Source organism: Bartonella sp. OT172YNZD (genome assembly GCF_042193725.1).
Taxonomy (GTDB): domain Bacteria; phylum Pseudomonadota; class Alphaproteobacteria; order Rhizobiales; family Rhizobiaceae; genus Bartonella; species Bartonella grahamii_A.
Map to the genome: position 1 here is coordinate 76,406 of NZ_JBHILZ010000010.1, position 15,093 is coordinate 91,498.

Here is a 15,093-nt window from a genome sequence, read left to right on the forward strand (position 1 = left end):
CTTGGAACTTGAGAGCATTCATAAGAAACATTCCCTTGTCTTTACCTTATACCCTAAATACACCAACCTCGCTTATGATGGAAAAGCAAATAATCCTCATTGATTCTAACGTGAGAGGTGTTGTGATGAAGAAAGCTTACTGTATTCGACGTTATGATTTAAGTTTAAAAATGATGATTTGTTAGATAAATCAACGTGTTATTGTAACGTTTTTAGGAGGAGAAAATGATGGCAATTAAAACAAAGCACACAATTTCCACATTGATCAGTTTAGAAGATGCAGCTGAACTGTCTTCTTATTCCCTCCGTAATTCGAATCATCTTCGTTCTTTTGAACTGTTAAGATCTGATGGTTACTACAGCCTAACAGCTTGGGAAATACGAGCTAATGCATTTGCTTATGAGAGTGCACAAGGACAAGCATAGCGATATGTCGTACGATTAAAAAATGAAAACACAGTCATTGGTGTTGTGAATTTTACAAATGTTGTTCGGGTTGTTTTTCAAGCTTGTCATCTTGGTTTTTCTCTTGAGGAAAAACAAAAAAGGCAAAGCTCTCATGTTTGAGAGTTTATCGGCTCTAATGCGGCATATCTTTCATGTTTATCATCTGCATAGAGTGATGGCAAATTATAGACCTGTGAACATAAAAAGCCCGACTTTATATTAAAGCATCTTCATTTCGAAAAAGAAGGCTATGCCAAAGACTATTTGATGATTTCTGGAAAAAGGAGAGATCACTTTCTAACCTCTCGAATCAAAGATCTGTGTGAGTCTGTCAATAGGTTCGAATAAAGTTTTATTAAAAGTTCTATTAAGGGGCTTTTTATCAAATGTGTAAATATGCCGAATTTCTTTCTATCCTAAAAGACGAAGATTCTTCACGTCTTCTTTTGTAAACATTTCAGACTCTTGTTTAGCGGATTTCAACTGCTGACCACTCTATATGTTTCTTTTCGTAGATAATGAATTGATTTATCATCATCATTCATTTTTTCAATTTGAAGGAAGAGAATCCTAAATATCGTAAGACTTTTTCATTTCAAATCTAGTGATGTTTAATCATAAAAATCATCTCTCTTGCACATCATAAAATGGATTGACGTACAAGTGAGGGTTTGTGTGGATAAAAATGATTGGAAGACAAGGATAAAAATGCTCTGTATAAATCCTTTTAAATGTGAGGGCTGTTGCAATATTGTGTATTCTGTGACCGATAGTCTTGTTACAGGTTACACAAACTGCTTATTGTTGGGTGAAATTTTTATACATTCATTTGTTTTTTGCATTTTCTTTTCGTAAGAAAATTTCCAATGTTATCAATGGTTTTAATTCATACCAAGTGCATTTTTATAAAGCTCAATGATTGCTTCTTCTTCTATTCGTTCATGCTCTTCTTTTTTACGCAACCGTATAATGCTCCGAACAGCTTTGCTATCAAAACCAGAGCCTTTAAGTTCAGTGTAAACGTCTTTAATATCATCAGAAATGGTTTTTTTCTCTTCTTCTAGCCGTTCAATACGTTCGATAAAAGAGCGTAATTGGTTTACGGATATAGCGTGTGTTTGGTCGGTTACTGTATCGTTCATTGTATTTTTCTCCAAGTTATATATTTTAAGTTGTTTTTCGACGACGAATTTATGTTGAAAAAGCTTGAAAAACAAAAAGAAAATCAAGCTACACAGTTTTTTTACAAATTGACTTTAAATATTTTGTAAAATTTTTAAGATATATGCATTGATAAAAGGGCTATAAAAAGAAAAATATAAAAATAGACATTTTAGACTTGAAAAGCTTTTGAAAAAAGAAATGTGTCATTTGTTTTGAGAGCTTGACATTATAAAGGAAGTTTTGTGATTTTAAAAAAACGATATTGGGTGTTTCATAAAGGGTTAAAGGTTTTTCTCTTGAGCATTTTGCTCTTGTTTCCTCTTGTTGTTTTTGCAAAAGCTGATTTTAGGGTTTGTAATACAACCCAACAGTCTGTAGGGGTTGCTCTTGGATATCGTACATTTTCAGGGTGGGTGAGCGAAGGCTGGTGGACGGTACCAGTGACAGAGTGTAAAACCTTAATTGAGGGGCCTCTTGCTTCACGGTTTTATTATTTTTATGCGGAAGGGGCACAAAAAAAAGGGAACTGGGCAGGCTCTGTAACCATGTGTGTGCAAGATAGCCAATTTACCATTCAAGGGGTTCATGATTGTTTCCCTCGAGGATATCAAAAGGCTGAATTTAAAGAAATCGATACCGGAAATCAAACCAGTTGGATGGTACAGTTGACCGATGAGTCTTTGTTAAACAATTCAGTTATACCTTCTCTTTCAGGAAATTCTCCACCGTGAAACGTGCACGTAAAGTGAAAATTATTGCGACTCTTGGTCCTTCTTCTTTTTCTCGTTTGATGATTGAGAAGCTTTTTAGGGCAGGAGCAGACGTTTTTCGTCTTAATATGAGCCATACTGATCGTGATATGATGAGTAATTTGGTCAAGTCTATACGAGAAGTTGAAAAAACAGTTCGGCGACCCATTGGTATTTTAGTGGATCTTCAGGGGCCAAAACTGCGTGTGGGTCGTTTTACTAAGGGTCAAGAAGATTTGCGTGTTGGGCAAAGCTTTACGTTAGATAATCGCGATGTTCTTGGTGATGCACAGCGTGTTTTTTTTCCTCATGAGGATGTATTTTCGGCTGTTAAACCAGGGGATCGGTTGTTGATTGATGATGGAAAACTGGAACTGCGTGCGCAAGTTTGTGATGGTCATTATGTACAGTGTCGCGTGGTTGCTGGAACCCGTATTTCTGATCGAAAGGGTGTCAGTTTTCCCGATACAATTTTGCCTTTTGATTCGATGACGTCAAAAGATAAGGAGGATCTTCAGGCTCTTTTACAGCAGCCTGTTGATTGGGTTGCTCTTTCTTTTATTCAACGTCCAGAAGATATTATGGCGGTGCGTCGGTTGACGAAAAGAAAGGTGTCTTTGATGGCTAAAATCGAAAAGCCTCAAGCCTTAGAGCATATAGAGAAAATTATTGATGTATCCGATGGTATTATGATTGCACGGGGTGATCTCGGAGTGGAAATGCCTTTGGAAAGAGTCCCTGCACTTCAGATGGAGCTCATAAAAGCTTGTCGTTTAGCAGGAAAGCCTGTGGTGGTGGCAACACAAATGCTCGAATCAATGATCACATCTCCTGTTCCGACACGCGCAGAAGTGTCGGATGTTGCTACAGCAGTTTATGCAGGAACAGATGCGGTGATGTTGTCTGCTGAATCTGCTTCTGGTCGTTATCCTGAAGAAGCCGTGCTTATGATGGATCGAATCGCGCGGCAAATCGAACAAGATCACACTTATGCAGCTCAGGTTGGGGCACAACATCCAGCACCAGAATCAACAGGAACAGATGCGATTTCTCTTGCAGCGCGTCAGATTGCTGAAACACTTGCATTAGCAGCTATTGTTGCCTATACGGCTTCAGGAAAAACGGGGGTGCGTGCCTCTCGTGAACGTCCCAATAGACCAATTATTGCTTTATCTCCTATTGTGGAAACAGCACGGCGTTTAGCTTTAGTTTGGGGGCTTCATTGTGTAGTGACCGAGGATGCACGGAATTTAGAGGATATGGTTGATCGTGCAGCAGCTATTGCATTTCAGGAAGGTTTTTGCAAAGGGGGAGATCGCTTCCTTGTGACAGCTGGTGTTCCCCTTGGAACGCCTGGTGCGACAAATCTCTTGCGTATTGCTTCTGTCTCCCAAGATGGAACGAAAGGGATTTGAGCCCATGTACGTATAGTGTTTTTTCATGCGCCTTTGAACAGCTTTTAAAAACAATGGGTGTGCGCTTCTTGTGAATGCCTCCATAGACTCACTATTCTTTTATCTCCTATCGTAAGATAGCAAGGTGTTGCGTTAAGTCGTCCGGTTTGGAGATGGGAGCAGATGCGGTGATATTGTCTGTTGATTTTGTTTTAGTTCTGAGGAAGCTGCTTTTATGGTAGGGCATTTAATGGGAGAAACCCTTTTATTTCATTGAGGCATATTGGGGATTGCTTTGTTGATGTTTATACGAGCGAGATGTTTATTGATAATGAGAGTTCATTCTTTTGCTTTTTGAATGAGAGCCTTGAAATTTTTCTCATTTTAAACTTTTGCAAATAGAATTGAATAAAATTAAAATTATGTGCCTAAAAAGTCATGCTGGTATGTCATGAAAAAAGTGTTGGGTGAATGTGTTTTAAGAATATGCTTTGTCAGCGCATTTGCAACATATTGATTTATAATGATAATATAGCGTTCTTTATATTGAATTAAAACCCCGAATACCGTAAGGTTCTCTTATTTTGAATTTGTTTATGATTTTGTCAATCATAACTATTTGCTTGTACGTCACAGGTGGGGGTCTTGTAGGTAAAAACTGTATAAGAAAGGCGTACTTCTTATGAATCGTTTAAGAGCCAAGGAGGCTGTTGCGATATTGGAGGCTGGTTATAATGATGGTGCCGGTTTGCTCTTTTATTACGCTTGAAGGCTTTGAGATCTGGGGAGGGAAATATGGATGGATTGTTTGTTATAAGGATAAAATGTCGGTAGAGAATGTTTTCAAGAGCTATTATTGTAGTTTATGATGTTTGAAGTTGTCTCAGATTAACATAATCTCGGGTTTGGCTTTTTTTTTGCTCTAAATGATGAAAATACTTAATTAACACTGGGTTATAAACGATACGGTGCTCTTCGGTGGGTTCCATCTGACGGATATTTCAGGTGCAAAGACTCTATAGTGCTTATATTATCAAATGGCGGTGTTTTACGGTATAATAGATAAGGAAATATATATTGAATTTGCTTAATATTATCTAAGGACAAGGACTTTTGGTATGCAGTTATAGGGAACATGAATATAGTTCTTGTTCTTGGAGAATGTTTTATTTGTTTGTTTCTATTGTCATTTATATGATTTTTTTTACAATGATGTCGGTTTTGTTATCTTGTTGCGCTGTTAAAAGACATCTCATTTGAAGTGTGGTGATATAAGGTTGCCTCCTTGATATAAGAAGTGTTTGTGCGGAGGTGAAAGATTCAGGGTAGGACTTTCTTATTGAGTTTTAAGTTAATCCCATAAGTAGTGAGTAGCTGGAATCCTCTCTATAAAAAACCGGACTATTTACAGACAGGTGTAGGTTTTAGAATTTTTATCCTGTGAGGTGTGGCGGACAAGTCAAATCACTGATTTATTATGCGCTGATGTATTTTTAGAAATCTTCCTGTTCTTGTTCTTGAATGTTTGTGCGGTTTTGATCATCTTTGAGCAATTGGTTGGTGAGATTTTCAATGCGTTGTGTAGTGTCACGCATAATTTTCCCCATGGTGCGATCTCTTTCGTTGTGGAGTCGTAAAAGAGCATCGTAGTCTTCTTGTAATTTTTTATTTTCTCGTTTTATTTCTTCCATTTCATCGATAATCATTATGCCAGCCATAACCGATAAACGATGGTCTCCAATCTCACCAAAATTGTTCTTTAAATGTGTGATATATTGATCCAATTGAGCAGCAAGCGCAATAAGACGACGTTCTTGTCCTTTATCACAAGCCATGCGATAAATTTTACCATCAATGGTAACGGAAACAGTTTCCATACATATAAACCTTTATCTATCAATGACGACACGAATTGTTTCCATTGCTTTAATAAGACGTTTGGAAACTTCTTTATTTACGGACTCTAAGCGTTCAATTTGGGCTTCAGCTTTGTCAAGCGCTTGGGCAAGATGGCTGCGGTCAGCATTCATTCGTTGAATTTCTTCTTCCCATTCGTTATTTTTATCAATAACGGCATTGCGGTTTACTATGGTGATCTCTAAAGTTCTAAGTGCTTTTTCTAGGTGCTCTAGAGCGTCTTGTAGAACCGTAGTCTCTTGGTTCATTGCTTCTATCCTTTGGGTAATTGTATCCTTTATCAATGCGTTATGCAAAAACGAATCACTTTCACTCTTGTATTGTGTGCATTTTATTTTTAAGTATGTAGGATATTTTAGCAAGCAAAGCAGGGGATAGATATAAATTAAAAGCTGGATTTTTTGCGCGTATTGGCATAAATGACATGGATATACAGGACGCGTGAGGGGAATGTTATTAATGTTATTGAAGTGGTGGCAAAAAGTTTCACGCTAATGGTTGAAAAATAGTATTTCTTGAGAATTTTAAGAGAATACATAAAAAGCAACAGAATAACGTATTTAACGAAATGGTCGATTATTCATGACAAACACCCACCAACAGAATCAGATGGCCAATGCTATCCGTTTTCTTGCTATTGATGCGATTGAAAAAGCAAATTCTGGTCATCCGGGCTTGCCAATGGGGGCAGCCGATATTGCTACGGTTCTTTATACACAATTCCTTGCTCATGATCCTAAAAATCCTCGCTGGCCTAACCGTGATCGTTTTGTGTTATCAGCAGGACATGGGTCTATGTTGCTTTATGCTCTCTTGTATCTTTCTGGTTATGAAGATTTCTCTCTTGAGGATCTCAAAAATTTTCGCCAATTAGGGGCAAAGCTTGCTGGGCACCCAGAATATGGGTATGTGGCGGGAATCGAAACAACCACTGGACCACTTGGACAAGGATTGGCTAATGCCGTGGGGATGGCTCTTGGTGAGCGTTTGCAAAATGCTCGTTTTGGTGATCTTATCAACCATTACACTTACGCGTTGGTGGGCGATGGATGCCTTATGGAAGGGATTTCTCAAGAAGCACTTTCCCTTGCTGGTCATTTGAAACTCAATAAGCTTATTGTGTTGTGGGACGATAATAATATTTCTATCGATGGAGAGATTTCACTTGCTGACAGTACAGATCAGATTGCGCGTTTTAAAGCTTCTGGTTGGGAGACACATAAAGTCAATGGGCATGATCAAGCAGCAATTGCACGGGCTATTGAGGCAGCACAAAATTCTGATAAACCAACTTTGATCGCTTGTAAAACAACAATTGGTTTTGGAGCACCAAATAAAGCGGGTACCAATAAAGTTCATGGAGCCCCTTTAGGTGCACGAGAAATCGCTGAAACCCGTATCGCTTTAGGGTGGGATGCTGAGCCTTTCGTTATTCCAGCCAATATTCTCGATAATTGGCGCTTGGCTAGTCTCAATGCTGCTAAAAAACGCCAAAAATGGGAAGAAAAATTTGCTGATCTTCCTGTCTCAGAACGTGTGGAGTTTGAAAGATTGATGCGCGGCGATCTCGTGGGCGGATTTGATGGCGTTATTGATACTTATAAACAGAAATTGGTTGAAGAGCGTCCCGTTGTTGCTACGCGTAAAGCTTCGGAAATGGCTCTTGAAGTTATCAATGGAGTCGTTACTGAGACCATTGGTGGTTCGGCTGATTTAACCGGATCTAATAATACAAAAAGCAGTCAGATGAAAAGTATCTTTGCTAAAGATTTTTCAGGGCGCTATTTGCATTATGGAATTCGCGAACATGCAATGGGAGCCGTGATGAATGGTCTTGCCCTTTATGGCGGCTTTATTCCTTATGGGGGAACCTTTTTATGTTTTTCTGACTATATGCGTCCTGCTATGCGGCTCTCTTCTTTGATGGGATTGCGGGTGATTTATGTCATGACTCATGATTCCATTGGTCTTGGTGAGGATGGTCCTACGCATCAACCCGTGGAGCATTTGTCTTCCTTGCGCGCAATGCCTAATCATCTTGTGTTCCGCCCTGCTGATGCTATGGAGACAGTCGAGTGTTGGCAATTGGCTTTGAAAGCACGCGGGACGCCTTCTACTTTGGCTTTGAGTCGACAAAATCTACCGCTTTTGCGTCAAGAGTATGAAGAAGAAAATCTCTGTATGCTCGGTGCTTATGAATTCCTAACAGCTAGCGATGATGCACAAGTGACGCTATTTGCTTCTGGTTCAGAATTGCAAATTGCAGTAAAAGCGCATCAAGTCTTAGAAGAAAAAGGCATCCCAACGCGTGTGGTTTCTGTGCCTTGTTTTGAACTCTTTTCTCAACAGTCTTGCTCCTATCAGCGTGCTCTCATTGGAGATGCGCCGATTAAAATTGCCATTGAAGCTGCCATCCGGCAAGGATGGGACCGTTTTATTGGCTGTGATGGTGTGTTTATTGGTATGGAGGGCTTTGGGGCAAGTGGAACAATTGATGCCCTTTATACGCATTTCGGTATTACTTGTGAGAATGTGGTCGCCACCGTTGAAAAAGAGCGTGGAAAGATCAAAGAGGAAAAGACAAAATGACAGCTTGTGTTGTTATGAATGAGGTGGTTGTAGTGCATCATATTCTGTGCAGTGTTGTAGATGATTTTGTGCATTATTGTGGATAAGTGAGTGAGTGATCAAGATATTGATATTGTGGGAATTAATGATTTGGGATTGCTGAAATACCCATTTATTGTGTTTTAAATGTTGTGCTTAAAAAAATTGATGAGGAAACATGTGAAATGACAGTTCGTGTTGCAATTAATGGGTTTGGTCGTATTGGTCGCAATATTTTACGTGCACTTGTGGAAAGTGGACGACAAGATATTGAAGTGGTTGCAATTAATGATTTGGGATCGGTGGAAACAAATGCCCATTTATTACGCTATGATTCAGTTCATGGGCGTTTCCCTGGAAGCGTTAAGGTGGTAGGGGATGCCATTGATGTGGGGGGGGGGGTAATAAAGGTGTGCGCAGAGCGAGATCCTGCTCAATTGCCTTGGAAAGATTTGGATATCGATATTGCTTTGGAATGTACGGGCGTTTTTACTGCGCGTGATAAAGCAAGTGTTCATTTGGATGCGGGGGCAAGGCGTGTTCTTGTTTCTGCGCCTTCTGAAGGAGCAGATCTTACGGTCGTCTATGGGGTTAATCATCAATCTTTAAGCAGCGAGCATCGCGTTGTTTCAAATGCTTCTTGTACAACCAATTGTTTGGCGCCTGTTGCACAAGTCTTGCACAACACGGTGGGCATTGAAAAGGGCTTCATGACAACAATCCATTCTTATACGGGTGATCAACCTGTGTTGGATACAATGCATCGTGACCTTTATCGTGCACGTGCGGCAGCTCTTTCTATGATTCCTACCTCAACAGGGGCGGCAAAAGCTGTGGGGTTGGTCTTGCCAGAATTAAGGGGATTGCTTGATGGTGTATCGATTCGTGTTCCGACCCCTAATGTTTCTGTGGTTGATTTGACATTTACCGCTAAGCGTTCCACAACAATCGAAGAAATTAATACAGCCATTGCTACTGCTGCACAAGGTCCTTTGAAGGGCGTTTTGGATTATACAGAAGAAAAACTCGTGAGTTGTGATTTTAATCATAATCCTCATTCAGCTATTTTCCACAATGATCAAACCAAAGTGATTGATGGTAAGCTCTGTCGTGTTCTGGTTTGGTATGATAATGAATGGGGCTTTTCTAACCGTATGAGTGATACGGCTGTGGCTTTTGCTAAGACAATATAAGAGGACCTCAGGGTTCTCTTTTTATAGGAAAAAGTCTCATTTTTGTACAATTTTGAGAAAAACAGATAGAGGCTGTTGTTCTCATGCGCTAGAGAGAAGAGACTATTGAAAAATTGATGATGTATTTTGTTTTAATACTGGGTCAATATGTGCTTTTAAAAGCTGCATGAAAGAGTAAATTTTGAAAAAGTAAGATCTGAACGAGACACCCTTTGAGAAAACGTTAGAAAATAGGAAATGTAAACTCTTTTGCCTAGAAGTAAAATGAAGCTTTAATGGAGATCAAGTTGAGTTAATGCATTTGTTTGTCACAATGGGATATGAAGATTAAGAGCAATGGTGGGCTTTTGTACATTTGACGATGAAAGCTTTGGCTTTTCAAGCAGAAGGTGAGAGATAGGCTGTCGTGGATCTCTTGTAAAAGCAAAGAGGGTGATAAGTGGAAAGAAAAGTGGGCAGGGTTGTTGGATGCGTTTTTATTTGAAACAATGGAAAGTGAAGAGGAAGCAGTGATGGGGTTTCGTACACTTGATGATGTTGATGTCACTGGGAAACGCGTTCTTGTGCGGGTGGATTTTAATGTGCCAATGGCGCAGGGCAAGGTCTGTGATACAACGCGCTTAGAGCGACATAAAGAGACAATCGTTGAGCTACAAAAGCGTGGTGCTAAAGTTATTCTGCTTTCTCATTGTGGTCGCCCCAAAGGAAAGGTAGAGTCAGAGTTTTCACTCCGTCCTGTTGTGCAAGTGCTAGAAAAGATCATTAATCAGCCTGTTTCTTTTGCTCCTGACTGTATTGGTTCGGTGGTGCAGGTTGCGATTGAGTCATTACAAAATGGTAGTGTTTTACTGCTTGAAAATGTTCGTTTTTATGCTGGTGAAGAAAAAAACGATTGTTCTTTTGCAGAAGCTTTGGCTCATAATGGGGATCTCTATGTTAATGATGCTTTTTCAGTTTCTCATCGTGCCCATGCTTCGGTGGAGGGAATAACGCATTTATTACCTTCTTATGCAGGGCGCTCTTTGCAAGGTGAGATGCAGGCGTTAGAAAAAGGACTTGGCAATCCAACACACCCTGTGGTTGCCATTGTGGGAGGAGCGAAAGTTTCCAGTAAGCTTTTTGTGCTCAATCATTTGGTGGAAAAAGTTGACTCCTTGATTATTGGTGGGGGGATGGCTAACAGTTTTTTAGCAGTGCAAGGTATCCATGTAGGGAAATCACTGTGTGAACATGCATTGATGGAAACGGTAAGAAAAATTATTCAAAAAGCGCAAGAGTGTCAATGTACGCTTCTTCTCCCTGTGGATGTTGTCGTTGGATTTCGCTTTGAAAAAGATGCACCGCATCGTCTTTATGACATTGAAGATATTCCACAAGATGGCATGATATTGGATATTGGGACGCGCTCTATTGCGCATATCAATACCGTGATAGATAAAGCTGCTACTCTTGTGTGGAATGGACCCCTTGGTGTTTTTGAGATGTCTCCTTTTGATAAGGGAACCATTGCTGTTGCATGCCATGTAGCAGAACGTAGTTTGACGGGAAAGTTGGTTTCAATTGCGGGAGGAGGCGATACAGTTTTTGCCCTTAATCATGCCGGTGTTGCCAATGATTTTACTTATCTCTCGACTGCTGGAGGGGCTTTTTTAGAATGGATGGAAGGTAAGGTTCTGCCTGGCATTCTTGCCCTTATGCAGGTTTAAAGAGTTTATTGAAAGAGCAGGCTTTAAAAAAGAGCTGTGTGTCGTTGTGTAGGCTGTGTTTAACGTGTTGCGCACTTTTGGAAGTTTTAAGACAAAATAAAGAGGAATTTTTTATGAATGAACAGCTTGAAGATATTGCACTTGCTTTGGTGCATGCGGGTAAAGGTATTTTGGCGGCAGATGAAAGTACGGCGACCATTGGAAAGCGTTTTGAAAGCATTGGTATTGAATCCAATGAAGATAGGCGCTGTGCTTATCGTGAAATGCTTTTTAGTACAAAAGAAGCAATGGAAAATGCCATCTCAGGGGTTATTTTATTTGATGAAACCATTCGGCAAAAAGCATCAAATGGGAAAATGTTGACGGATCTTATTCGGAATGCAGGCGCTTTGCCAGGGATTAAAGTTGATACCGGTGCAAAACCTTTGGCCGCTTTTCCTCAAGAGACAATTACCGAAGGGTTGGATGGTCTTCGTGAGCGATTAAAAGACTATTATGCTTTGGGAGCACGTTTTGCTAAATGGCGTGCGGTGATTGCTATTGATGAACACACTTTGCCAACAAGAGGAGCAATAAGACAAAACGCACAAGCTCTTGCACGTTATGCTGCTTTGTGTCAAGAGTTCAAGATTGTGCCGATTGTTGAGCCCGAAGTGTTGATGGATGGACCATCGTGTGGGCATTCAATTACACGTTGCTTTGAGGTGACAAAAGCTGTCTTACAGACCGTTTTTAAAGAATTGTTTGAAGCTCGTGTTCTTTTTGAGGGGATGATTTTAAAGCCTAATATGGTGATTGATGGAAAGGATGCTCGCAAGGCTGGTGTTGAAGAAATTGCTGAAAAGACCGTTTGTGTGCTTAAACAGACTGTTCCTGCTGCTGTTCCAGGAATTGCTTTTCTTTCTGGAGGGCAGTCTGATAAGGAAGCAACGGCGCATTTATCTGCCATGAATTCTTTGGACGCACTGCCTTGGAAATTGACCTTTTCCTATGGACGAGCATTGCAAGCAGCTGCCTTAAAAGCATGGGCTGGAAAAGATGAGAATATTCCTGTTGCACAGAAGGCATTTAGTCATCGGGCTCGGATGAACCATCTTGCTGCTTTGGGACAATGGACAAAAGAACAAGAAAAAGCGTGCGCTTGAAGCACAAGCTCTGTGCCTAAATGCGGGGAGATTTTGCATGTTTCTGCGTGATTTTTGGTGCCCTCATCATGATAAAAATAGCGGGGGCGTTTTAGGCTTGAAAGCTTTCTCAGAGAGTTTTCTCCTTGGACATTTCAAAAGTCTTTAATGGGTGCTATCGAGAGATAAGATTGCGGGAGAGGTGCGATTTCGGGAAGGGGGGGATGGTGCTTTAAAGGAAACTTGTGAATGCGCAGCATCTTAGTGTGTTGTAGTTTATGAGGTGGCACTTACTTTTTGAGTGACAATCATAAAGCTAATACTGTATTAAAGAGTTTAATTTATGATATTTTTTTTTCATGTTATCATTGATTGTCATCAGCAGAATCCATTTTATTGCAGTTTCAAAGGTAGATAAGCGGGTAGATTGGAGAGTTGCGATTTCTGAGTGGATTAGATATACAGCTTATGAAGTTTTTGTGTGTCAGGCTAGCTTCCTCTTCAATGGGGGGTAATCTTCCTATTGACGAACGGATTGAATAACTCTTGTGAAAGAAAATAGGTTTGCACCTCAATAAAACACCTATTGTTTCGTTAAAATGAATAAATCTTTCTTGTATTTTGTGATGATATAATTACAAATGACTAACTTCGTAGCATTTTGGTTTAAAAAAGGGGGAGTTGTGGATGGCATATCTTCTAAGAATACAAGCACCAAAGAAAAAATCGATACGCAGAATAGAGCTTTTCTGCAATTATGATGCCAAAATTGTGCAATATAGTGCGTGGGGTATTAGCTGAGATATTTGGACTGTTTATTTCCATAATTTTTATTATCCTTTTCAACATGCGTGGATTGGTTTATACCGCACTAAACTTCTTTGTGGGTGCGAGTGGAATAGCGTGCTTTTTCTTTTTTTCGGATACCTCTTAGAACGCCGCGAAGCAACAGCAGATGAGGCCGGTATATCGCACACATTACTCTTAGCAATTGATGAAGGGGTTTTTTTGTTTACTGCATGTATGCTATGTGGGGTCACGACGCTCTCTTATTTCGTTTAGAACCTTCTGGGTATGAATTTATTCTCTTTGAATAAATAGAGTGCACTTCGTTTGTGTACAAATCAAAATGAGAGGCTGTCTGCCTCTCAAATTCTTAATAATCGCTCTCCAAAATCATGACGTCAGACCCGCGTTTAATGAGAGGACTAACAAGCCTTATTCTTTAAGATCAATGCAACACTTTAAAGGTTGCGCCTAACGGCATCCTTAATCTAAGACACCCAAACGGCTTATTTTGTTCTTCTCATGTGGTTCTGAAATCATAATATAAGGGGAAAGCTTCTCATGGTGCTTAAATGGTACCTTATCGTGTGTTAAATGGAAAAATGAGAAAAAGCATCTTTATGCAATATAATTCAATTATGATTTGTTGATTTAAACATGAAGGGTTTAAAGTCTTCTACAAGACTGATACGATAAAGGGGAAAAAATCGCCTATACTTAACAACTAAAGCGTATTTTAGGTGCTCTTGATAGAGCTATATCACCAAATGATTTTGAATAACTCATCCTTTTAGCTCTATTCGCTAAAAGGTCATTTTGAGGGCTATTGGTTAATGATTGTAAAGGAAAATTAGCACGTAATATTTCGCTTTGCTGGTATAGATGCCGAATTAGTTGATTATCTAGAGGATTATTGAAGAGGGAGCGCTAAAAAATGATGGAAAATCCTCTGCACATCGGTGAACTCGTGGTTGAAGATATAATCGTAGAATTTGGCTTATCTGTTACTGAAACAGCTGAACGGTTTGAAATGGTTAGGGTTCAGTTCTGCATACGCTTGGCTAGCTATGCAAAAAAATATGATTTAGTGCAAGCTTTAAAACTTAAATACCCTAAAGATATATCCTTTTTGTACACGTTCCTATCATCGTTAAAATGCTTTCTTAAAGCACGATAGGGGATGCTATAAAGTATGAGAGCTTTAAATATAAATGATGGAGTTGGTGGTGGTGTGAGAAGATGGTGTCCAATCAAAGCACTCTATCCTTATTTTTATAGGCTATGACTGGAAGAGAGAGCTGGAGGGACGATTTGTGAGCAAAGAGAAAGTGTTTTGAGGCTGCCTGTCTGCAAGAGCAGAACAGTAGTCGTAGTGGTGATATTTACAAACAATAAATTTGATAAAATTTTACGATTTTTCCAACAGCTGGTTTATTATAAAAGCTTGTTGCTTATATGCGCTCACACAAAAGTTATAAGAAGCCCAAAAGCGCTAAAAGAGTTGTTGCTCTTTTTCAGTAATACGGATCTGCAAACAATGTTCAAAAAGTGTTCATTTTTTTGAAAGAGAATAAAAGGATACTCTTGCAGATGAGAGGAGCGTATTTGTGAATTACAATTTGTCATGATTTTTGGTAAACACTATTGTTTAGGGCGGTGATAGAGGGCGTGAAAAATTTTTCATATTAAGTTTTTAGAGAGCGTGGTAAGTCTTTAGGATAGAGCTATGTATCCATAGAGCCTATCAAGTGAGCTGCATAAGGGCCTCAGCAAGCTAGCACGATTATTACTCTTTGTCAGCGTATCCTCTTCCAGTGCCCCAATGTTGTAACAGTCCTTAGAATTTAAAGGGGCAAGGGAGGTATTTTCCTTCTTTCTTGTACAGTTTTCACTCCACATGCCGACTCTGCTTGTGATGTGCAAGAAAGAGGTTTTGTTTGATTCACTATGATGGTTTGACATGAGACAATCCTATGGTATTCATGATCTCTCATGGAAAATAATGA

The 15,093-nt window shown here is 39.6% G+C and carries 10 protein-coding genes and 1 pseudogene; 8 read left to right on the forward strand and 3 right to left on the reverse strand.

The genetic code is table 11. From position 1 onward, the window contains the following. Positions 1-228: 228 nt before the first annotated feature. Positions 229-795: pseudogene (locus ACFIJS_RS05970) on the forward strand (GNAT family N-acetyltransferase). A gap of 533 nt (positions 796-1,328) precedes the next feature. On the opposite strand, the gene ACFIJS_RS05975 reads toward ACFIJS_RS05970, so the two are convergent. Next, the gene (locus ACFIJS_RS05975; RefSeq protein ID WP_375624330.1) at positions 1,329-1,589 is read right to left on the reverse strand and encodes a DUF2312 domain-containing protein; all 261 of its coding nucleotides are present in this window, start codon (positions 1,587-1,589) and stop codon (positions 1,329-1,331) included. A gap of 264 nt (positions 1,590-1,853) precedes the next feature. Here ACFIJS_RS05975 and ACFIJS_RS05980 point away from each other — a divergent pair, with 264 nt between their 5' ends. After that, positions 1,854-2,342 (forward strand): DUF1036 domain-containing protein, encoded by a 489-nt coding sequence (locus ACFIJS_RS05980; RefSeq protein WP_375624328.1) that lies wholly within the window; start codon positions 1,854-1,856, stop codon positions 2,340-2,342. Continuing rightward, positions 2,339-3,775, forward strand: coding sequence for a pyruvate kinase (gene pyk, locus ACFIJS_RS05985; RefSeq protein WP_375650630.1), 1,437 nt, complete (start codon positions 2,339-2,341; stop codon positions 3,773-3,775). The genes ACFIJS_RS05980 and pyk overlap by 4 nt, the downstream gene beginning before the upstream one ends. 1,472 nt (positions 3,776-5,247) lie before the next feature. On the opposite strand, the gene ACFIJS_RS05990 is transcribed toward pyk, so the two are convergent. Together ACFIJS_RS05990 and ACFIJS_RS05995 are read right to left on the reverse strand one after the other, a co-directional pair. Continuing rightward, positions 5,248-5,631, reverse strand: a complete 384-nt coding sequence (locus ACFIJS_RS05990; RefSeq protein ID WP_375650631.1) for a cell division protein ZapA — start codon at positions 5,629-5,631, stop codon at positions 5,248-5,250. A 12-nt stretch (positions 5,632-5,643) separates the two neighbouring features. Continuing rightward, positions 5,644-5,919 carry a DUF4164 domain-containing protein gene (locus tag ACFIJS_RS05995; RefSeq protein WP_375624320.1) on the reverse strand — a complete coding sequence of 92 codons (276 nt, stop codon included), beginning with the start codon at positions 5,917-5,919 and terminating at the stop codon, positions 5,644-5,646. A gap of 334 nt (positions 5,920-6,253) precedes the next feature. Here ACFIJS_RS05995 and tkt point away from each other — a divergent pair, with 334 nt between their 5' ends. The 5 genes from tkt to ACFIJS_RS06020 all read left to right on the forward strand — a co-directional run bounded on the left by tkt (position 6,254) and on the right by ACFIJS_RS06020 (position 14,264). Continuing rightward, positions 6,254-8,260 carry a transketolase gene (gene tkt / locus ACFIJS_RS06000; protein WP_375650633.1) on the forward strand — a complete coding sequence of 669 codons (2,007 nt, stop codon included), beginning with the start codon at positions 6,254-6,256 and terminating at the stop codon, positions 8,258-8,260. 203 nt (positions 8,261-8,463) lie between these two features. Next, positions 8,464-9,471: a type I glyceraldehyde-3-phosphate dehydrogenase gene (gene gap, locus ACFIJS_RS06005; protein WP_375650634.1), complete on the forward strand. Its 1,008-nt coding sequence runs from the start codon at positions 8,464-8,466 to the stop codon at positions 9,469-9,471. Between the two features lie 512 nt (positions 9,472-9,983). Then, a complete protein-coding gene (locus tag ACFIJS_RS06010) occupies positions 9,984-11,177 on the forward strand; it encodes a phosphoglycerate kinase (protein WP_375650639.1) in 1,194 nt (397 codons plus the stop codon). Positions 11,178-11,290: 113 nt separating this feature from the next. Continuing rightward, positions 11,291-12,322: a class I fructose-bisphosphate aldolase gene (locus ACFIJS_RS06015; RefSeq protein ID WP_375650635.1), complete on the forward strand. Its 1,032-nt coding sequence runs from the start codon at positions 11,291-11,293 to the stop codon at positions 12,320-12,322. A gap of 1,699 nt (positions 12,323-14,021) precedes the next feature. After that, positions 14,022-14,264, forward strand: coding sequence for a hypothetical protein (locus ACFIJS_RS06020; RefSeq protein ID WP_375650636.1), 243 nt, complete (start codon positions 14,022-14,024; stop codon positions 14,262-14,264). Positions 14,265-15,093 lie beyond the last annotated feature (829 nt).

What these genes read in the sequence shown, in the direction of transcription:
- ACFIJS_RS05975 (WP_375624330.1), bottom strand. Translation starts at nt 1,589, where the DNA reads ATGAACGATACAGTAACCGACCAAACACACGCTATATCCGTAAACCAA.
- ACFIJS_RS05990 (WP_375650631.1), bottom strand. Translation starts at nt 5,631, where the DNA reads ATGGAAACTGTTTCCGTTACCATTGATGGTAAAATTTATCGCATGGCT.
- ACFIJS_RS05995 (WP_375624320.1), bottom strand. Translation starts at nt 5,919, where the DNA reads ATGAACCAAGAGACTACGGTTCTACAAGACGCTCTAGAGCACCTAGAA.
- tkt (WP_375650633.1), top strand. Translation starts at nt 6,254, where the DNA reads ATGACAAACACCCACCAACAGAATCAGATGGCCAATGCTATCCGTTTT.
- gap (WP_375650634.1), top strand. Translation starts at nt 8,464, where the DNA reads ATGACAGTTCGTGTTGCAATTAATGGGTTTGGTCGTATTGGTCGCAAT.
- ACFIJS_RS06010 (WP_375650639.1), top strand. Translation starts at nt 9,984, where the DNA reads ATGGGGTTTCGTACACTTGATGATGTTGATGTCACTGGGAAACGCGTT.
- ACFIJS_RS06015 (WP_375650635.1), top strand. Translation starts at nt 11,291, where the DNA reads ATGAATGAACAGCTTGAAGATATTGCACTTGCTTTGGTGCATGCGGGT.
- ACFIJS_RS06020 (WP_375650636.1), top strand. Translation starts at nt 14,022, where the DNA reads ATGATGGAAAATCCTCTGCACATCGGTGAACTCGTGGTTGAAGATATA.